This is a genomic window from Allobosea sp. P4_C6, from assembly GCF_056402015.1.
This window is the reverse complement of sequence record NZ_JBFUIF010000027.1, coordinates 18,643-38,066: the sequence shown is the minus strand read 5'-3', so window position 1 is coordinate 38,066 and position 19,424 is coordinate 18,643. Positions and strand designations below refer to the sequence as shown.

Below are 19,424 nucleotides of genomic sequence, written 5' to 3'. Positions count from 1 at the left end.
GATGATGGCTACCCGCCTTTCCTCTCCAACTCCGGCGAACCGGCACAAGACGGTCGTGATCGCCGACGACTCCGTCGTCGTGCGCGGGCTTTTCGCGCGTTGGCTGGGGGAAGCCGGGCATTTCCACGTCGTCGCGGTCGCGGGGGACGGTGAAACCGCCGTCGCCCATGCGACGCGCTACAAGCCCGACGTGATGGTGCTCGACCTCGACATGCCCGGCGTCGACGGCGCAGCCGCCCTGCCCCAGATTCTCAGGGAGAGCCCCAATACCGGTGTTCTGCTCGCCGCCACGCTGAACGAACGCAACACCCGCATCGCGCTCGAATGCATGACCAAGGGCGCGATGGACGTCGTATCGAAGCCGGACAGCCGCAGCGGCATGACGCTCTCCCTGGATTTCCGCAGCGAATTCCTGCTCAAGCTCGGCAACATCGCCCACACGCCGATAAAGCCGGGCTCGCTGCCGCCGGAGGTCGATGTCGTCGACCTGCACCATACCGGTCCGGTCAATCTGCGCCCGCTCGTCTCGGTGATGCCGCGCTATCTCGTCATCGGCGCCTCCACCGGTGGCCCGCGCTCCGTCGCCAAGGCGCTGTTCGATATCGGCGATGGCCTCCACGACCTGACGACGCTGGTCGTCCAGCATATGCCGCCGCTGTTCACCGCCTCCTTCGCCGAACAGGTCGCCAGCCATATCGGCGTGCCCGCGCGCGAGCCCTTCGACGGCGAGCGCCTGACGCGCGGCACGGTCTATGTCGCGCCCGGCGGGCGCCATCTCGGCATCGATCGCCGCCTCGGCCACATCGTCGCGCGCATCGGCGACGAAGCGCCGGTCAATTTCTGCCGGCCTGCGGTCGACGTGCTGTTCAACGACGCGGCACGCCATCTCGGCGCCGCGGCCCTCGGCCTCGTCCTCACCGGCATGGGCAGCGACGGCACCGAAGGCGCCGGCGCCCTGCGCAAGGCAGGCGCTGCCGTTCTGGCGCAGGACGAGCAGAGCAGCACGATCTGGGGCATGCCGGGCTCGGTCGTCCGCGCGCGCCACGCCAGCGCCGTGATCCCGCTCGACGAGATCGGCGCCTCGATCCGCTGCCTGGTGCGCGGGGTGCAGCCGGCATGACCGAGACCGATTTCGCATATCTGCGGCTGCTGCTGCAGCAGCGTTCCGGCCTGTCGCTGACGGCCGACAAGCAGTACCTCGCCGAAAGCCGCCTCAGCATCCTCTGCCGCCGACGCGGCGTTGCCGACATCGCGACCCTGATCGGCCAGCTTCGGCTGGGGCGTGATCGCCTGCTGGAGAACGCCGTCGTCGATGCGATGACGACGAACGAGACGCTTTTTTTCCGCGACAGGACGCCGTTTGACCTGTTCCGCGACGTGATCCTGCCGGAACGCCTCGCTGCCAACGCTGCCAGCCGCTCGCTCCGCATCTGGTGTGCTGCGGTTTCGAGCGGGCAGGAAGCCTATTCGCTGGCCATGCTGATCGACGATATCGCCGGGCGCCTCGCCGGCTGGAAGGTCGAAATCATCGGCACGGATATTTCCGCGGAGATTCTCGAGAAAGCCCGGTCGGGCATCTACAGCCAGTTCGAGATCCAGCGCGGCCTGCCGATCCAGATGCTGCTGAAGTATTTCGAGCAGCGCGGCGATAAATGGCAACTCACTGAGCGCCTGCGCCACATGGTCGAGTTCCGCCAGCACAACCTGCTCGAGCGAAACGACCATCTCGGCCGCTTCGACATCATCTTATGTCGCAATGTGCTGATCTACTTCGACGTGCCGACCAAGATGAAGGTCCTGGAGCTGCTGGCCCCGCGGCTTGCGCCCGATGGAGCCTTCATTCTCGGCGCCGCGGAAACCGTGCTCGGGCTTGCGACGAAGTTCGTCGGCGATCCCGATCATCGGGGCCTCTACCGTCAGGCGCCCCTCGCCGCGCAGCCGCGTGCCGTCACGACGGCCGGATCCCGCGCCTATGCCGCGCCGCTCGCCGGCTGGCGTGCCTGAGCGCCAGATCCGCGACCGCCTCCCGAGCAAGCCGCCAAACAAAAACCCCGCCTCGCGGCGGGGTCCCGTCGACCTGTCGTGTACATCCGACGATCAGGTCAAAACATGTATGGCATAGTTCCATGACCGCCCGATGACGGCCAGGCGAGACGAGAAAGCGTCAGGCCGGAATGCGTTCCTCGACATCGCTGGGCTCGCGCAGCACATAGCCGCGGCCCCAGACGGTCTCGATGTAGTTCTTGCCGTCCGACGCATTCGCCAGCTTTTTGCGCAGCTTGCAGATGAACACATCGATGATCTTGAGCTCGGGCTCGTCCATTCCGCCATAGAGATGGTTGAGGAACATCTCCTTGGTGAGCGTCGTGCCCTTCCGGAGCGAGAGCAGCTCCAGCATCTGGTATTCCTTGCCGGTGAGGTGGACGCGGGCGGCGTCGACTTCCACGGTCTTGGTGTCGAGGTTGACCACGAGGTCGCCGGTGGTGATGACCGACTGGGCGTGGCCCTTCGAGCGGCGCACGATCGCATGGATGCGGGCGACCAGTTCGTCCTTGTGGAACGGCTTGGTGAGGTAGTCGTCGGCACCGAAGCCGAGGCCCTTCACCTTGTCCTCGATGCCGGCGAGGCCGGACAGGATCAGGATCGGCGTCTTGACCTTGGCGACCCGCAAGCTGCGCAGAACCTCGTAACCCGACATGTCGGGGAGGTTCAGGTCGAGCAGGATGATGTCGTAGTCGTAGAGCTTGCCGAGATCGACGCCCTCTTCGCCGAGATCCGTCGTGTAGACGTTGAAGCTCTCGGATTTGAGCATGAGCTCGATGCTTTGAGCGGTCGCGCTATCGTCCTCGATCAGCAGAACCCGCATGTCCACATCCCCAATTTCGCCCGCAGGGCAGGTTGACCGTTGCCTTTCGCCCGAACCTTCCGGCCCTTGGCGACGACGCACTTGCCCAATGAAACGCCACGCGACACGCTACGAAGAACTGGTTAACAAACCGTGATTCCCGAGCGCAAGCGCTTCCTCGGAGAAAGTTAACGATCCTTGTCGAGGTGAGTCGAATTTGACACGGATCGGATGACTCTCGTCCGCGAAAACGCTTTCCGCGGAGGGATGCTTCGGGAAACAGGACGGAAAAGCCCTGCGACACGCGGCAGCCTCGATCTGCAGTGTTAATCACAGAGCTTAATGAACGGTAAATCACCGCAATTTGTTAGGCTTTTGCACAGGAGGCTGATCGGAGCACCGATGACAGTCGCGCACCCTCCGGAATCGCCACGCGATATGCGCTGTCCCGCCTACGCTTTCGGCTGGCGCACGGCTTCGCGGGCGCGGCCGTCTCCAGGCGAATCCGACTGCAGATTCTCGCCCGCGCTCCGCTCTCGCGGCTTCTGGCCCATGGCGCATGCCGCGAGCACCACGCAGCCTGCCGCGAACAGCACAAAACCGACTATCGGTAGCCAGAGCGGCGCCGTTGCCCATGTCCATGAGATCGGAAAGCCGGCATGCTTGGCGGCCACCAACCCCATTGCGAGCACCAACGCGCCCAGCCCCAAACGAGGCCCCATCGCATTTCTCCCAAAGGCACCTGCCCGGTGTCTTCTTGTTTGTGACGGCCGTGTGACACGTTCGCGAGCGATGACAAGCACCCGGCACAGGCGATGGGCAATGCCGCCTCGACCGGATATAACCCGTTTGCGCAACGGTTCTCCGATCCGATCAGCCATCATTGGCCGTCGTAATCGCCCGGACGGGATATCGGTACAGCGACCGGATCGGGTTTCGCTTTTTGGCGAGGTGAACGAAGAGTTGACGCGGTTTTCATGAGCAGCCCCCCCTATGGTCACGACCGCCTCTCCGCCCTCGCCTCGACCATCGAGCACCTCGAGGCGCTGAGCATCTATGGCCGCGTCATCGGCGTACGCGGCCTGCTGGTCGAGGTCGCCGGACCGATCGGAGCGATGAGCCTGGGCGGCCGGGTCGGTATCGAGATCGCACCGGGAACGCGCGTTCCCTGCGAAGTCGTCGGCTTTTCGGGCGAGAAGGCGCTGGTGATGCCGTTCGGCGGGCTGGACGGCGTGCGCCGCGGCTGCCCGGTCCATGTCGACCGGGCCCAGCCCGGACTGCGCCCCACCCCCGCATGGCTCGGCCGCGTGGTCGATGCGCTCGGCCGTCCGGTCGATGGCGGGCCGCCCTTGCCGCAGGGCGACACGCTCTTCGCCTTTCGCAGCGATCCGCCGCCGGCCCACAAGCGGCGCCGTGTCGGCAAGCCGCTCGACCTCGGCGTGCGCGCCCTCAACACTTTCCTGACCTGCTGCGTCGGCCAGCGCATGGGCATCTTCGCCGGCTCGGGCGTCGGCAAATCCGTCCTGCTCTCCATGCTCGCGCGCTATGCGCAGGCCGACGTCAACATCATCGGCCTCGTCGGCGAGCGCGGCCGCGAGGTCCAGGAGTTCCTGCAGGAAGATCTCGGCCCGCAGGGCCTTGCCCGTTCGATCGTGGTCGTCGCGACCTCCGACGAGCCGGCGCTGATGCGCAAGCAGGCTGCTCTGACCACGCTGACGCTGGCCGAGTACTTCCGCGACCGAGGCCTGCAGGTGATGTGCCTGATGGATTCGGTGACGCGCTTTGCCATGGCGATGCGCGAGATCGGATTGGCGGCAGGCGAGCCGCCGACCACCAAGGGCTACACCCCGACCGTCTTCGCCGAACTGCCGCGCCTGCTGGAGCGAGCCGGGCCGGGCACGGCCGACGGCGCGATCACCGGTCTCTTCACCGTGCTCGTCGACGGCGGCGACCATGACGAGCCCGTCGCGGACGCGGTGCGCGGCATCCTCGACGGACACATCGTCATGGAGCGCTCCATCGCCGAGCGCGGGCGCTATCCCGCCGTCAACATCCTGAAATCTGTATCGCGGACCATGCCGCGCTCCTGCGATCCCGCCTATTACCCGATCGTGCAGAAGGCCCGCGCGACGCTCGCGACCTATGCCGATATGGAGGAGTTGATCCGGCTTGGCGCCTATCGCCAGGGCGCCTCCGTCGAGGTCGACGAGGCGATCCGCCGGCATCCTCCGCTCGAAGCCTTCCTCAAGCAGTCGAGGGACGACGCGACTCCGCTGCCGGAATGCTATCAACGCCTAGCCGCCATCATGAGCGATGGCGTATGACGCCGGTTCGGAGCCTCACAGGATGACGTCTCGATGATTGCCTCGGTCCTGATCGGCCTCGTCACCCTCATACACATCTACATCGTCGTTCTCGAAATGTGGCTGTGGGATACGCCGCGTGGGCACAAGGCCTTCGGGCTGACACCGGAATTCGCCGCACGTTCGAAGGTCCTGGCGGCCAATCAGGGGCTCTATAACGGCTTCCTCGTCGCCGGCCTGGCCTGGGGGCTCTGGCTCGGTGCGGCGGGCTTTCCGATCAAGCTGTTCTTCCTGGCTTGCGTCCTGGTCGCCGGCGTCTTCGGCGCGGCCACGGCGAGCCGCAAGATCCTCTATATCCAGGCGCTGCCCGCGGCACTCGCGATCGTCGCCCTGCTGGCGGGCGTCTGAGCGGCGTCAGGCCCGCGCCAGCATTCGCACCAGCGCGAACATCGCCGCAAAACCGATCGCCTGGATCGCGGCCGAGACGATCAAGGTCATATCGGCACCGAGACGCTCGACCATCACGGCGAAGAGCAGCGGTGCCGCGGCGAAGGTGATGTTCTGCGGCACGGTGAGCTTGCCGAGCATCGCAGCGAAGCCGTTGCGGCCGAACAGGGCGAGCGGCAGCGTCGCCCGCGCCACGGAGATGACCCCGAGCGCGGCGCTGAACAGCACGACGAAGCCCGCCGCAGCGCCAATCGTCATCGGGACGAGCGGCAGCGCGAGGCACAGCGCCGGCCCGAACAGCAGGCCGGACAATGCGACCTTCTCCGCCGGCAGCCGTTCGCCGAGCGTCGCGTCGATGGCGCGTGCCGCGATCGTCGCCGGCCCGCTCAGCGTCGCGATCCAGACCGCCTCGGCCTGCGTCAGCCCGGCCTCCTGAAAGAGGGTGATCAGATGCAGCGGCAGCCCCCAGGAGACCAGCCCGCTCGCCGAGAAGGCGAGCGCGACCAGCCAGAAAGCGGCTTTGCGCAAGGAGGACGGAACGCGCCCATTCTCGCCCGGCGAGGGCGCCCCGGTCGCTTTCGCGGACGGCGGCACGTGCCGGAAGCGCGGAACGGCGGCATAGATCGGCAGCACGATCACGATCTGCATCGCCGCGAAGACGAGAAGCGTCGCCCGCCAGCCGAAGGCATCCATCAGCACCGCGGTCAGCGGCCAGAACACGCTCGATGCGAGCCCTGTCACGAGCATCATCAGTCCGATGACGCGCCGCGTGCGCTCGCCCATCAGCTGCGCGATGGTGACGTTTCCGACATTCGCAAGCGACATCGCGTGCCCCAGCCCGATGACGAACCAGCTTGCGAGATAGCTGACCGGCCCCTGCGCCATGGCGAGGACCGCAAGCCCGAGCGCGCAGATCACGGCGCCCATGCACATCGAGCGCCGGGTGCCCTCCCGGTCTAGCTGCCGGCCGATCGCGGGGGCGATCAGCGCGCCCGTGATCAGCAGGATGGTGATGCCGCCGAAGACGATCTCGGGGTTGAGGCCGATCTCGCGGTCGAGCGCCCTCACCAGCACGGAGGGCGAATAGAAGGTCGAGCCCCAGCCGATGATGCGCGTGAGCGCGAGGCCGCAGAGCAGGGGACCATGCCCGCCGAAACGAGAGAAGAAGGCCAAGACAGGATATCCGCAGGCAGGGGCCGGGCGACCGCTGCCGCAGTCACTAGATCATCGCGCCAGTTCGCGGCAGCAGCCGCAGCGCGGTTTGATCATGCAGAAAAAGCAGCCCGTTTCGGTAAGGAAAGGTCAACCTCCTTGCGCCATGCTGCGCCTCGTCTCGCGGATGGAGTTCGGGCTGTTGCCGAGGGGTCGGCGGTGGCCAATGCGTAATCAGGAGTTGAAAACGACATGAAGTCGCGAGAGACCCTTCTGCGGCTGAAGCGCTTCCAGGTCGACGAGAAACGTCGCCGGGTAAGCCAGATCGAGATGATGATCGCCGACTTCCACAGGATGGCGAGCGATCTCGATCGGGAGATCCAGGCCGAGGAAGCCCGCGCGGGCATCGCCGACCCGGCTCACTTCGCCTATCCGACCTATGCCAAGGCGRCGCTCGGCCGCCGCGACAACCTGCGCCAGTCGGCCGACAACCTGAAAGGCCAGCTCGAGGAAGCCAAGGGCGAGCTTCAGGAGGCCTTCGAGGACATGAAGAAGGTCGAGATCCTCGACGATCGCGAACGCGCCACCGAGCGCGCCGCCGAAGCGGCCCGCGACCAAGCCACGATGGACGCGATCGGGCTGCGCTCGCGCGCCTGAGCGATTTCGACGGTCTCTGTAATGAGGCGGCGTTCCTGGGACGCCGCCTTTTTCTTATGCGATGACGGGGTGATGCGGCACGCTGCCCGGCGGCATGTGCCCGTGGAGTCGCGGATCGTCGTCGATCTCGATGCCGCGCTTGAACACCTTGAAGCCCGAGCGCTGATAAAAATCGAGAGCGCCGGGATGGTCGATCGTGCAGGTATGAACCCAGAAGCGCGAAATCGGCTGGGCCCAGGCCAGAGCGAGCGCCCGGTTCATCAGCCAGCGGCCCGCCCCCTTGCCGAGGACCGGCTCGTCCAGCCCGAAAAAGGCGAGTTCGCCCTGTCCCCCTACGCGGAAATCCAGCTCGAGCAGGCCGACATCCCGGCCGTCGAATCGCGCCGCATAGAGCGCGACCGCCGGGTCGGCAAAGATGTCCAGAAGCTCCGCGCGCGGCTGGGTCAACCGGCTGAACCACATCCAGCGCTCGCCGAGCAGGCGATAGATGCGCAGGTAGCGCTCGACATCGCCGCGATCGATCGTGTCCAGCGAGAACCCCTCGGTTCCCGGCGGATCGGCCCGTTCCTGCGGCCGTTCGCGCATTTCCAGCGACGTCACGATCGTCGCGATCTTGCCCGGCGGCAGGTCGGTCGTTCCGGTGAGGGTGATGGTCAGGCTTTGGGACATGGGACGCAGGTTGCACCGATGGCTTGGAAAATGATGTTCGCCCCGATCATGACATGATCGGGTTCGAAAGATCACCGCGCAATGATGCATGCCCCGCGTGACATCGATGAGAGATCGAGGCGCCTGCCGCAGCGCGACCGGCCGTTCGGGCTGTTGTTCGCGCTGCTGGTGATGTGTTTTGCCGTGCTGCCGCATGCCACGCTGGCGGCGACGATGATGCGCATGCCCATGGGCGAACGGCCGCACCATGCCGAGAAAACACCGGCGGTCGCCGTGGAGCAGGCTCAGGCGCCCACCCCCTGTCGCGAATCAAGCACCGCGGACCATTCGGCATCCGCCATGCCGCTCTGCTGCGTCGTCGGCTGCGGCCTGATCGCTCACGCGCCGGCGGCGCCGGTGCTGGAGGCAGTGATCAACTGGTCGAGGATGCCGCCGACCCTCGCCATCCTGGCCGGAGGCCTGTCCATGGAACCGGCGGAGCGACCGCCGCGATCCCTGCTCCCGGCCTGACTCCCCTTCCTCGCGGATCAGACAAGCCGCTTTCTGGCGCGATCCGCTTTTCGCATCGATCAAGGACAAGACAGATGAATCGTACCACTCTTGCGCTGGCAGCCCTTCTTGCCGCGGGCACGTTCGGCAGCGCCGCCCAGGCGCAGCATCAGGGCCATGGCGCGCCCGCTGCTTCGGCCACCACCGAGAGCGCCGCGACCAAGGCCTACAAGGACGCCAATGCGAAGATGCACAAGCAGATGGACGTCCCCTATTCCGGCGATGCCGATGTCGATTTCGTTCGCAGCATGATCCCGCATCATCAGGGCGCGATCGACATGGCCAAGGTCGTCCTCGTCCACGGCAAGGACCCCGAGATCCGCAAGCTCGCCGAGAGCGTCATCCGCGACCAGGAGAAGGAAGTGGCGACGATGCGGGACTGGCTGAAGAAGAACGGCAAATAACCTTGCCCAGCGGCGGGGGCGAGCGTCTGCGGGCGCTTGCCCTCGCCCCGTCCCGCTGGCACAGAGAATGTAAGGTTCGCGCCGCAGCGGTGACGGCATGGGCCCTCGCGTCACCCCGTCGATCGCTCCCAGCCCCGCGACCTGCATGAAACGTTATCTGGACTACCTTTGGCCGATCATCGGGCTCGTTGCGGTCGTCTGGTCGGTCGAACTGCTCTGGGGCAAGCTCAAGGCGGAGGCCGGCTCCGACGCCGCCATCGAGGCGCTGCTCGAGAATGCCAGCCTCTGGCAGAGCATCAAGATCATCGCCCACCGGATCGGCCACAAGATCGCGGTGATCCCGCCGGAAGCCTTCTACCACGCCGCGCTGGCGACCCTCGTCGCCTATGCCGCGCTCGCCTGGTACGACCGCATCGCCCTGATCCATCTCGGCAAGGAGAAGGGCATCTCCTGGTTCTACATCTCGCTCTGCTCCTTCGTGACCTACGCGCTCTCCCACAACATCGGCGCCTCGGTCTTCTCGGGCGGCATGGTGCGCTACCGGGCCTATACGGCGAAGGGCCTGACGGCCGGCGAAGTCGCGGTCCTCGTCGCGCTCTGCTCCTTCACCTTCGCCTTCGGCACCATCTTCCTGATGGGCCTCGTCCTGCTCTACGAACCCCAGATCCTGCATCCGCTCGAGCGGATGTCGAAATGGTTCGCGATCACCGACCGCACCGCCCGCATGATCGGCGTCGGCATGCTCGCCTTCGTCGCGCTTTACACGATCGGGTCCTGGCTGCGCTTCCGGCCGCTGAAGATCGGCAAGTTCGAGATCATCTATCCGCGTCTGCCCATCGTCATCAGGCAGTATCTCGCCGCCCCGCTCGAGCTCGCGGGCGCTGCCGGCATCATCTATTTCGCGCTGCCTGACCAGGGCAATCCCGGCTTCCTGATTGTGCTGGGCGCCTTCCTGCTGTCCTTCTCCGCCGGGCTCCTCAGCCAGGTTCCGGGCGGCGTCGGTGTGATGGAGGCGGTGTTTCTCGCCGTCATGCCGGGCGTGCCGGCCCCGGCGGTCTTCGCCGCGCTGCTGATCTGGCGGCTGTTCTACCTGATCCTGCCTCTGGTGATCTCGCTGCCGATCGTGCTGGCCTTCGAGCGGGCGCAGCTCAAGCGTAGCACCCGCATCGCGCCGCCGCCCTAGCAACGGCCGTCATGCTCGGGCCTGACCCCAGCATCTCGGGCAAAAGAGGCTCGGCACCCCGTTCCGGCAGAGATTCTCGGGTCTGCGCTCCGCTTCGCCCCAGAATGACGCTTAGCGCTTGAGCGCGATCGCGGCCGCCCCGAACATCAGCAGCGCGCCGGTCGCCTCCGACCAGCCGAAAGGCTCGTGCAGCGCGACGACACCGACCGCGACCGCGATCGCCGGGCTGATGAAGGCGTAGAGGCCGGCCCGGAACGCGCCCCAGTCGCGCAGCAGCCGCATGTAGATGGTGAAGCCCATCAGCGAGCCGCCGATGATGAGGAACACGACGGCCGGCAGAACCGGCCATTGCACCAGCATCATCAGATCCTCGCGCCCGACCGGCTCGATGGCGAGCGAGACCGCCGTCAACCCGATGCCGCCGATCAATGTCTGCCAGCCGGCGAGCGTCAACGTCGGCATCGCGCCCGCGATCGGACGCGCCAACACCGCGCCGACGCAGTAGAGCAGCGTCCCCGCCGCCACGGCGGCGAGCCCCCACACCTCCAGCGGGTTGCCCTGCGCCACCGAGATCCCGCCGAGAGCGCGCGTCGCGAACAGGAAGCCGAGGCCGACCGTACCGAGCGCGATCGCCGCGAGCTTGCGCCTGTCGATCCGCTCGCCCTCGATCGCGCGGCTCGCCAGCAAGGTGAAGATCGGGATCGTCGCGAAATTGACGATGGCCGCGAGTCCGCTCGGCGCCTGCGCCGTGCCCCAGAACAGCAGGGTGTAGTTACCGGTGTTGAGCAGCAGCGCCGTGCCGATCAGCCGCGGCCAGGCCTCGCGGGGAACCTTGGGCACGTCGCGCCCGGCCCAGAGCAGCATCACGAAGCCCGCGATCGAGAAGCGAGCCGCTGCCAGGAACACCGGCGGAACATGCGCCGCGCCGACCTTGACCGGCAGCCAGGTCAGCCCCCAGACGAGGCACATCACGGCAAAGAGGGCGGCATTGCGGGACATGTATTTGGCTTAGCCGCGTGCCCGGCTGCTGACCATTGCGCGCCCGGCATCGCGCCCCCGTGGAAACCGGAGGCGTGGCCGACTCAGACGCTGCCGACCGTCTTGAGCCGCACCCGCGGATGGATCTCGGCCTGCGACAGCACCGGCGTCTCGCGACGGAAGCGCTCGATGATCTGGCGCGCGAAGGGCCGCGCCATGCCGGAGGTGACGAGCGCCGGCATCTCGCCGATACGCGCGGCATCCTCGAACTTGTCGCGGACGTGATGCACGAACTCCTGCAGCCGCGAGGGCTGCATGGCGAGGTGCCGGTCCTCGCCCTGGCCGATGATGGATTCGGCGAAGACGCTTTCCCAGGCCGGCGACAGCGTGATGATCGGCAGGACGCCGTGCTGGTTCGAGAACTGCGCGCAGATCTGGCGGGCCAGCCGGGCGCGGACATGCTCGGCGATGTCGCGCGGACTGCGCACGCCAGCCGAAACCTCGGCGACGCCTTCGATGATGGTCGGCAGGTCGCGGATCGAGATGCGCTCGCCCAGCAGGAGTTGCAGCACGCGCTGGATGCCGGTGGTCGAGATCTGGCTCGGCACGATCTCCTTGACGAGATCGGCATGGTCCTTCGGCAATTCGCGCAGCAGCTTCTGCACCTCGGTATGCGAGAGCAGCTCCGGCATGTTCGACTTCAGCACTTCCGTCAGATGCGTCGAGATCACCGTCGCGGCGTCGACCACGGTGTAGCCGCGCAGTTGCGCCTCGTCCTGCAGCGCGCCGTCGATCCAGGTCGCCGGCAGGCCGAAGGTCGGCTCAAGCACGTTGTGGCCGGGCAGATTGACCGCGCCGCCCATCGGATCCATGGCCATGTACTGGCCGGCATAGACGATGCCGTGCCCGGCATCGATCTCCTTGATCTTGATGAAGTAGTGGTTCGCCTCGAGCTGGACGTTGTCGACGATGCGCACTGCCGGCATGACGAAGCCGAGCTCGGCGGCGAGCTGGCGCCGCAGCGCCCGGACCTGATCGGTCAGCCGGTCCTGCCCGCCGGCGGCGTTGACCAGCGGCAACAGCCCGTAGCCGATCTCGATCTTCAGCTCGTCCATCTTCAGGAGGTCGTTGAGCGTCTCCTCGCGCGGCGTGCCGTCCGCCGCCATGGCCGTACCGGACTGCGCCGTGCCACCGGCGAGCGCCTGCTCGGCCTCTCGCTTCTTGGCCGCCTGGCCGAAGCGGCGGGCGAGGTAACCGGCGCCGCCCGCGAGCAGCAGGAAGGGCAGCATCGGGATGCCCGGCAGCAGCGCGATCAGCAGCATCACCGCCGCCGACATGCCGAGCGCTTTCGGGTAGCCGGAGAGCTGCTGGCCCAGCGCCTTGTCGGCCGCACCGCGCACGCCCGCCTTCGACACGAGCAGGCCCGCGGCGGTCGAGACGATCAGCGCCGGGACCTGGCTGACGAGACCGTCGCCGACGGTGAGCAGGGTATAGTTGTGGGCCGCGTCGCCGAAGCTCAGCCCCTGCTGCGCCACGCCGATGATGATGCCGCCGAGCACGTTGATGAAGGTGATCAGCAGGGCGGCAATGGCGTCGCCGCGCACGAATTTCGAGGCGCCGTCCATCGAGCCGAAGAAGGAGGATTCGTCCTCCAGAGCCTTGCGGCGGAGCTTGGCGGTGTCCTGGTCGATCAGGCCGGCCGAGAGATCGGCATCGATCGCCATCTGCTTGCCGGGCATGGCGTCGAGGGTGAAGCGGGCGGCGACCTCGGCAATGCGGCCCGAGCCCTTGGTGATGACCACGAAGTTCACGATGATCAGGATGGTGAAGACGATCACCCCGATCACGAAATTGCCGCTCATGACGAAGCCGGCGAAGGCCTCGATGACGTGACCGGCCGCCGCCGTGCCTTCGTGCCCATGCGCGAGGATGAGACGCGTCGAGGCCAGGTTCAGCGCCAGCCGGAACATGGTGACGATCAGCAGCACCGTCGGAAAGGCTGAGAACTCCAGCGGCTCCTCGATGAAGAGCGCGGTCATCAGCACCAGTACCGACAGGATGATCGAGAGCGCCAGCATCAGGTCGAGCAGCAGCGCCGGCATCGGGAAGATGAGCACCACCAGGATGCCCATGACGCCGATGGCGAGGAACAGATCGGGCCGGTTTAAGAGCTTTCCCAGCGCGCCGCGATCGGGAACGCTGAACCCTCTCCCCTGCCCTGCCGTCACATCGGTCATCGACCGTTCCGCCCGCCGCCTGATGCCCGCCATGAGGCAAGCGAGCGCTTCGAATTGAAGCGCAACCCGGCAATTCTTGCCGGGTGTATGGTGAACGAATTGTTAAGAAGCGGATTAATACCGTCGCGGAACCATCTGATGAACGGATGGTTATCGAAACGCCGCGTTGTGGCCCCATTCGCCACCCCAACTCGGCTGCGGGCGGCAATATCTTGCCAGTTCCCGCTGATATCGGAGGTAATCTTGAATCGACGTTCCTTTTTGACGAGTCTTTTCGGCGGTCTCGCAGTCGCCGGCATTGGCGGTACCGCCATGGCGACGAGCATGATCGAAGCGGCCGCTGCGCCCGCCGAAGCCGCCGCGGGCGAGCTGGACGCCAATCTCAAGGCTGGCCTCGATCAGGCTGACACCGAATTTACGCAGTACCATCGCGGCCACCCGTCTCATTATCGCGACCACCCGTCCCGCTATCGGCACCATCGCCGCCCGCCCCCGCCGCCAGTGCACCGCCGCCCGCGCCGCGTGGTCCGCAACGGCCGCGTCTACTACATCCGTTGACAAGCTCGGAGGGCGGCACCTGCCGGTGCCGCCCTTCTTCGTCACCAAGACATTCGGCAAGCGATATTCGGGAGGAAGCCGGCATGACAGCGCCGGGCATCGATCAGGACGGCACGATCACCACCGATGTCCCGGCGCGGCTGGACCGCCTGCCCTGGTCGCGGTTTCACACGCTCGTCGTCGTCGCGCTCGGCATCACCTGGATCCTCGACGGGCTCGAGGTCACGCTGGCTGGCGCCGTATCCGGCGCGCTGAAGGAAAGCCCGGTTCTTCGCTTCACCAATACCGAGATCGGCCTTGCGGGAGCGGCCTATATCGCCGGCGCGGTGGTCGGCGCCGTGCTCTTCGGCTGGCTGACCGACCGCCTCGGCCGCAAGAAGCTCTTCACCCTCACGGTTCTCGTCTATCTCTCCGCGACGGCGGCCACCGCGTTTTCCTGGAACGTCACGAGCTTCATTCTCTTCCGCTTCATGACCGGCATGGGCATCGGCGGCGAATACACCGCGATCAACTCGACCATTCAGGAACTCATCCCCGCCCGCGTGCGTGGCTGGACCGACCTCGTCATCAACGGCTCGTTCTGGGTCGGGGCGGCGCTCGGCGCGCTCGGCGCCATCGTCCTGCTTGATCCGGCCTGGATCAACCCGGAGCATGGCTGGCGCCTCGCCTTCTTCATCGGCGCCGCGCTGGGCCTCGTCATCCTCTTCCTGCGGCAATGGATTCCGGAAAGCCCGCGCTGGCTGATCAGCCACGGCCAGCCGGAGCGCGCCGCTGCCATCGTCGCCGATATCGAGCGCCGCGCCGGCTTCGTCCCGCCCGCCGGCGAGGTCCTGTCCCTAACGAAGCTGCGCCCCCGCGCCGCGACGCCGCTCGGGGAGGTCTTTCGCGCCCTGTTCGTTGTCCATCGCGAGCGCGCGCTCGTCGGGCTGGCGCTGATGCTGTCGCAGGCCTTCTTCTACAACGCGATCTTCTTCACCTACGCGCTGATCCTGACCGATTTCTACGGGGTGCCCTCGCAGAATATCGGCTGGTTCATCCTGCCCTTCGCCGCCGGTAATTTCCTCGGCCCCCTGCTGATCGGCCGGCTGTTCGACACGATCGGCCGCCGCGTGATGATCGCCGCGACCTATGCGCTCTCGGGCGTGCTGCTGACCGGCACGGGCTATATGTTCTGGCAGGACTGGCTCACCGCCGCGCAGCTCACCCTGTGCTGGAGCGTGGTCTTCTTCTTCGCTTCGGCCGCGGCGAGTTCGGCCTATCTCACGGTCTCGGAAACCTTCCCCGTCGAGATGCGCGCGCTGGCCATCGCGGTGTTCTACGCGGTCGGCACCGGCGCGGGCGGCATCGCCGGCCCCTGGCTCTTCGGCGTGCTGATCGATACCGGATCGCGCGGCAGCGTCTTCGCCGGCTATCTGCTCGGCGCCGCGCTGATGCTCGGAGCGGCCTTGATTGCGGCTCGCTTCGCCGTCCGGGCCGAACGCAAGCCGCTCGAAAGCGTCGCGCGTCCACTCAACGCCGTGGATTGATCGCCATGCCCGTAACCATAGCGCCGGAAAGCCGGCCTCGGGAACAAAGCATCATTTAAATGCATTACTCGTGACCTGCGTTCCGGCCTTAAGAATGTAGGGGAAGATGTGGTGACAGAAGCCTGGAGGTCGTTGTGGACAGACGCTCATTCCTGATGACGCTGGTTGGAGGCTTGGCAACTGCCGGCATGGGCGGCATCGCCGCCGCCGAAGCGGCCCAGCCGAAGCCGGTCCTGAAGCCGGAAGCCGAGCCCGCCCAGGGCGACGAGGCGGTCCCGGCCGAAATGAAGGAGGCGCTGGACAAGACCGACGCCGAATTCAGCCAATACTATTATTACCGCCGTCCGCGGTATTACGCCCGGCCCCGCTATTATGCCAGGCCGCGCTACTACTATCGGCCCCGCTACTACGCCAGGCCGCGCTACTATCGCCGGCGCTACTACTGATAAGCGGCCGCTTACGGGTCAGGCTGCGCTGATGCGCGTCTGACCCGGCTCCGCCACGGCGACGCCGGAGGCGGTGTATTCGCTGAGCTTGTTACGCAGCGTGCGGATCGAGATTCCCAGGATCTTGGCCGCATGCGTGCGATTGCCGAGACAATGATCGAGCGTATCGAGGATCAGCTCGCGCTCGACATCGGCGACGGTGTTCCCGACCAGCGAACGCGTCATCGCTTCAGCCGTCTGTGCCGCCCGCGCGGCCGGATCGCGCGTCGAAACGGGCGATAGCGCCTCGCCCTCCGGCGTCAGCACTGCCGAGGTGGCGATCTCCGGCCCGCTGGCCAGCAGCACCGCCCGGTGCATGGTGTTCTCCAGCTCACGCACATTGCCGCGCCAGGCATTGGCGAGCAGAAGCTTGCGCGCATCGGCTGCGATCGGCCGCACCGGCAGACCATTCAGATCGGCGTATTTCTTGGCGAAATGGTCCGCCAGCGCCAGGATGTCGCCCGGCCGCTCGCGCAGCGCCGGCAGGCGCAGATGCACCACGTTCAGCCGGTAGAACAGGTCCTCGCGGAACAGCCCGTCGCGCACGGCGTCCCCGAGATTGCGGTTCGAGGTCGCGATGATACGGATATCGACCTTGACCGGCTGCGTGCCGCCGACACGGTCGACCATGCGCTCCTGCAGCGCGCGCAGCAGCTTGGCCTGCAGACGGACGTCCATCTCGGAGATTTCGTCGAGCAGCAGCGTGCCGCCATGGGCCTCCTCGAACTTGCCGATCCGGCGCGCGATGGCGCCGGTGAAGGCGCCCTTCTCATGGCCGAACAGCTCGGATTCGAGCAGGTTGTCGGGGATGGCCGCGCAGTTCACCGCTACGAAAGGCTTGTCCTTGCGCGCCGATTTCTGGTGCAGATGACGGGCGATTACCTCCTTGCCGGTGCCGCTCTCACCCGTGACGAGGACCGGTGCCTCCGAACGCGCGATCTGCGAGGCGAGTTGCACGACGCGCTCCATCGCCGGATCGCGCCAGATCAGGCTGGACTGGTCGGCGGCGACAGCCTCCAGTACTGCCGCGATCAGTTCCGGATCGGGCGGCAGCGGTACGTATTCGCGCGCACCCGCCTGGATCGCCGCGACAGCCGCGCGGGCATCGGTCGAGGTGCCGCAGGCGACGATGGGGGTGCGGATGCGCTCGGCTTCCAGCGCCGCCACATAGGCTGCGATCGGCTGCACGACATCGATCATCAGCAGGTCGGCGCCCTTGGAGCGCAGCACCGCGAGGGTCTGTTCGAGCCCTTCGGTATGCGTCACGGCCGCTCCGTGCGACATCGCGATCTTGGCCGCGGCGATGATCTGTCCCTTGAGACCGCCGGCGATGATGAGGCGCATGGCTCAGGTCCTTCTGTTCTGCGTCACGATGGCGGTCCCGGCTCTCACCGGTCCGCCTTGATGATTTCCGTCATGGTCACGCCGAGCCGGTCCTCGACGACGACGACTTCGCCGCGCGCCACCAGCCGCTCGTTGACGAAGATGTCGATCGCCTCGCCGACACGCCGGTCGAGTTCCAGCACCGTGCCCGGCACGATCTGGAGCAGGTCTCCCACCGCGACCTTCGACGACCCGAGCACGGCCGAAACCATGACGGGAACGTCGAAGACCTGCTCGAGATCCTCGGCCGTCTTGACCGGGACCGGGCCGGACCGTGCGACCGAGGTCTGGTTCTGGTCGAACGACAGATCGGCCTGGTTCAGCGGCGGCAGGTTGAGATCGTTCTCCTGGCTCATGGCTCAAACTTTCATGGTTCCGCCTGGCCATGGCCGAACACGCGCGCGACCGCCTGCTCGACCAGGGCCGAAAGCTGCTGGCTGTCGAGGACGAAACCGCCCTCCGCCCATTCGATGCGCCCGTCCCCAGGCGCGATGTCGGCCTGACCGAGCACGATCAGCTTTCCGGAGAAGCCGTGCTCGGCCGTAAGCTTGCGAGCCAACTCCTCGGCCGGCTCGACCATCGCCTCGTTGACCCGCAGCACGAGATGCGGCGCCGTCCTGGCGTGGCTCAGGCATTCGCGTACGGCTCCCGCCAGCGCAGCCATCGGCTTATCCGCCAGCGCGGCACCTGCCAGCGCCTTTGCGGTCACGAGGGCGACATGCGCGGCATGCTCCTCCAGCGCCGCGGTGCGAGCCGCCTCCTGCGCGAAGAGCCGCTCGGCCGAACGCGCGATCTGGCCCGTCAGGCCGGTGAGCTGCGCCTCCGCTTCCCGGCGTGCCTGCTCATGGCCGGCATGGAAGCCCTCGTCCCGCGCTGCCGCGAGCTCGGCCTCGCCGGCGGCCTTTCGACCGCCTTCGCGGAAATCCGCCCCGAACATGAATTTCGTCGCGGAGGACATCTCAGTACACCAGCTCGTCGTCGGCATTGCCCTTGGACAGGACGATCTCGCCCTTGTCCGCCAGGTCCTTCGTCATCTGGACGAGCTTGGTCTGGGCCTCGTCGACCTCCTTGAGGCGGAGGGGTCCGAGACCTTCCATGTCGTCCTGCATGTTCTTCGCCGCGCGCTGGGACATCGCGCCGAAGAAGAAGTCCCGCATCGATTGGCTCGCACCCTTGAGCGCGCGCGCCAGCGTGTCCTTGTCGACCTGGCGCATCAGCGTCTGCAACCCGGCCGGGTCGAGCTTGGCGAGGTCCTCGAAGGTGAACATCAGGGCGCGGATACGCTCGGCCGATTCCTGGTTCGAGGCGTCGAGTGCCGAGAGGAAGCGCATCTCGGTCTGCCGGTCGAACCCGTTGAAGATCTCGGCCATCATCTCGTGCGGATCGCGGCGACGCGTCTGGGTCAAGGTCGAGACGAATTCGGTCCGCAGCGTATTCTCGATATGGTCGAGCGCTTCCTTCTGCACCGATTCCAGCCGCAGCATGCGTCCGACCACCTCGATGGACAGGTCGTTCGGCAGATTGCGCAGCACGTTGGCGGCATGCTCCGGCCGGATCTTGGACAGGATCACGGCAATGGTCTGCGGATATTCGTTCTTCAGGAAATTCGCGAGCACGACGGCATCGATGTTGCCGAGCTTCTGCCACATGTTGCGGCCGGCCGGCCCGCGGATTTCCTCCATGATCAGCGCGACCTGATCGCTCGGCAGGATCTTCTCGAGCAGCGAGATCGTGCGGTCGAAGGAGCCGGTGACGGCGCCGGCGCTGGAGAGCTTCCCGACAAAATCAAGCATCAGTCGCTCGACCTCGTCCGCATCGACCGTGCCGAGCTCCGCCATGGCGCGCGTGATGATGCGGATCTCGTCGTCGTCGAACTCCCGCCAGATCGTCCGGCCATGGTCCTCGCCGAGGACGAGCAGGATCACGGCCGCACGCTGCGGGCCGCTCATCTCGGCGATGGTGGTCACGCCGAAGCCGCCACCCTCGATGCTGTCCTGGAGGGATGTGCTACGCGTTGCGATGGATCGTGGCTCAGCCATGGTTCAGCG

At 66.5% G+C, this 19,424-nt stretch carries 20 protein-coding genes; 11 read left to right on the top strand and 9 right to left on the bottom strand.

Going from position 1 to position 19,424, the window contains the following annotated elements:
- The first annotated feature begins 55 nt into the window (after nt 1-55).
- Both cheB and AC1DVA_RS18725 read left to right on the top strand, forming a co-directional pair.
- On the top strand, nt 56-1,120 hold the full coding sequence (gene cheB / locus AC1DVA_RS18730; protein WP_476806873.1) for a chemotaxis-specific protein-glutamate methyltransferase CheB: 1,065 nt from the start codon (nt 56-58) through the stop codon (nt 1,118-1,120).
- The gene (locus AC1DVA_RS18725) at nt 1,117-2,004 is read left to right on the top strand and encodes a CheR family methyltransferase (protein ID WP_265054460.1); all 888 of its coding nucleotides are present in this window, start codon (nt 1,117-1,119) and stop codon (nt 2,002-2,004) included. The genes cheB and AC1DVA_RS18725 overlap by 4 nt, the downstream gene beginning before the upstream one ends.
- A gap of 160 nt (nt 2,005-2,164) precedes the next feature.
- Here AC1DVA_RS18725 and ctrA read toward each other — a convergent pair whose 3' ends face one another.
- Complete coding sequence (gene ctrA / locus AC1DVA_RS18720) at nt 2,165-2,866, bottom strand: response regulator transcription factor CtrA (RefSeq protein WP_038359314.1); 702 nt, start codon at nt 2,864-2,866, stop codon at nt 2,165-2,167.
- Nucleotides 2,867-3,822: 956 nt separating this feature from the next.
- Between ctrA and fliI the strand changes: the two genes are divergently transcribed.
- Nucleotides 3,823-5,169, top strand: coding sequence for a flagellar protein export ATPase FliI (gene fliI / locus AC1DVA_RS18715; protein WP_476806872.1), 1,347 nt, complete (start codon nt 3,823-3,825; stop codon nt 5,167-5,169).
- Between the two features lie 33 nt (nt 5,170-5,202).
- Nucleotides 5,203-5,556 (top strand): DUF1304 domain-containing protein, encoded by a 354-nt coding sequence (locus tag AC1DVA_RS18710; RefSeq protein WP_265054463.1) that lies wholly within the window; start codon nt 5,203-5,205, stop codon nt 5,554-5,556.
- A 6-nt stretch (nt 5,557-5,562) separates the two neighbouring features.
- Here AC1DVA_RS18710 and AC1DVA_RS18705 read toward each other — a convergent pair whose 3' ends face one another.
- Complete coding sequence (locus AC1DVA_RS18705; RefSeq protein WP_265054464.1) at nt 5,563-6,768, bottom strand: MFS transporter; 1,206 nt, start codon at nt 6,766-6,768, stop codon at nt 5,563-5,565.
- A 231-nt stretch (nt 6,769-6,999) separates the two neighbouring features.
- Here AC1DVA_RS18705 and fliJ point away from each other — a divergent pair, with 231 nt between their 5' ends.
- Nucleotides 7,000-7,404 carry a flagellar export protein FliJ gene (gene fliJ / locus AC1DVA_RS18700; protein ID WP_476806871.1) on the top strand — a complete coding sequence of 135 codons (405 nt, stop codon included), beginning with the start codon at nt 7,000-7,002 and terminating at the stop codon, nt 7,402-7,404.
- Nucleotides 7,405-7,458: 54 nt separating this feature from the next.
- Here fliJ and AC1DVA_RS18695 read toward each other — a convergent pair whose 3' ends face one another.
- Entirely contained in the window at nt 7,459-8,073 is a 615-nt protein-coding gene (locus tag AC1DVA_RS18695; RefSeq protein WP_265054466.1) for a GNAT family N-acetyltransferase, read from the bottom strand.
- 81 nt (nt 8,074-8,154) lie between these two features.
- Between AC1DVA_RS18695 and AC1DVA_RS18690 the strand changes: the two genes are divergently transcribed.
- From AC1DVA_RS18690 to AC1DVA_RS18680, 3 genes are all read left to right on the top strand, one after another.
- Complete coding sequence (locus AC1DVA_RS18690; protein ID WP_476806870.1) at nt 8,155-8,583, top strand: hypothetical protein; 429 nt, start codon at nt 8,155-8,157, stop codon at nt 8,581-8,583.
- Between the two features lie 74 nt (nt 8,584-8,657).
- The gene (copM, locus tag AC1DVA_RS18685; protein WP_265054468.1) at nt 8,658-9,026 is read left to right on the top strand and encodes a CopM family metallochaperone; all 369 of its coding nucleotides are present in this window, start codon (nt 8,658-8,660) and stop codon (nt 9,024-9,026) included.
- A 145-nt stretch (nt 9,027-9,171) separates the two neighbouring features.
- Entirely contained in the window at nt 9,172-10,209 is a 1,038-nt protein-coding gene (locus tag AC1DVA_RS18680; protein WP_265054469.1) for a lysylphosphatidylglycerol synthase transmembrane domain-containing protein, read from the top strand.
- A 111-nt stretch (nt 10,210-10,320) separates the two neighbouring features.
- On the opposite strand, the gene AC1DVA_RS18675 is transcribed toward AC1DVA_RS18680, so the two are convergent.
- Both AC1DVA_RS18675 and flhA read right to left on the bottom strand, forming a co-directional pair.
- A complete protein-coding gene (locus AC1DVA_RS18675; RefSeq protein ID WP_476806869.1) occupies nt 10,321-11,208 on the bottom strand; it encodes a DMT family transporter in 888 nt (295 codons plus the stop codon).
- An 83-nt stretch (nt 11,209-11,291) separates the two neighbouring features.
- On the bottom strand, nt 11,292-13,424 hold the full coding sequence (gene flhA, locus AC1DVA_RS18670) for a flagellar biosynthesis protein FlhA (RefSeq protein WP_265054471.1): 2,133 nt from the start codon (nt 13,422-13,424) through the stop codon (nt 11,292-11,294).
- Nucleotides 13,425-13,667: 243 nt separating this feature from the next.
- Here flhA and AC1DVA_RS18665 point away from each other — a divergent pair, with 243 nt between their 5' ends.
- From AC1DVA_RS18665 to AC1DVA_RS18655, 3 genes are all read left to right on the top strand, one after another.
- Nucleotides 13,668-13,982: a hypothetical protein gene (locus AC1DVA_RS18665; protein WP_265054472.1), complete on the top strand. Its 315-nt coding sequence runs from the start codon at nt 13,668-13,670 to the stop codon at nt 13,980-13,982.
- A gap of 83 nt (nt 13,983-14,065) precedes the next feature.
- Complete coding sequence (locus tag AC1DVA_RS18660) at nt 14,066-15,508, top strand: MFS transporter (protein WP_265054473.1); 1,443 nt, start codon at nt 14,066-14,068, stop codon at nt 15,506-15,508.
- A gap of 134 nt (nt 15,509-15,642) precedes the next feature.
- On the top strand, nt 15,643-15,954 hold the full coding sequence (locus tag AC1DVA_RS18655; protein ID WP_265054474.1) for a hypothetical protein: 312 nt from the start codon (nt 15,643-15,645) through the stop codon (nt 15,952-15,954).
- An 18-nt stretch (nt 15,955-15,972) separates the two neighbouring features.
- Here AC1DVA_RS18655 and flbD read toward each other — a convergent pair whose 3' ends face one another.
- From flbD to fliG, 4 genes are read right to left on the bottom strand one after another with little or no spacing between them, the layout of a single operon-like run.
- Nucleotides 15,973-17,337 (bottom strand): sigma-54-dependent transcriptional regulator FlbD, encoded by a 1,365-nt coding sequence (gene flbD, locus AC1DVA_RS18650; RefSeq protein ID WP_265054475.1) that lies wholly within the window; start codon nt 17,335-17,337, stop codon nt 15,973-15,975.
- 44 nt (nt 17,338-17,381) lie between these two features.
- On the bottom strand, nt 17,382-17,732 hold the full coding sequence (fliN, locus tag AC1DVA_RS18645) for a flagellar motor switch protein FliN (RefSeq protein WP_265054476.1): 351 nt from the start codon (nt 17,730-17,732) through the stop codon (nt 17,382-17,384).
- An 11-nt stretch (nt 17,733-17,743) separates the two neighbouring features.
- A complete protein-coding gene (locus tag AC1DVA_RS18640; RefSeq protein WP_476806868.1) occupies nt 17,744-18,334 on the bottom strand; it encodes a FliH/SctL family protein in 591 nt (196 codons plus the stop codon).
- A 1-nt stretch (nt 18,335) separates the two neighbouring features.
- On the bottom strand, nt 18,336-19,415 hold the full coding sequence (gene fliG, locus AC1DVA_RS18635; RefSeq protein WP_265054478.1) for a flagellar motor switch protein FliG: 1,080 nt from the start codon (nt 19,413-19,415) through the stop codon (nt 18,336-18,338).
- Nucleotides 19,416-19,424: the final 9 nt, after the last annotated feature.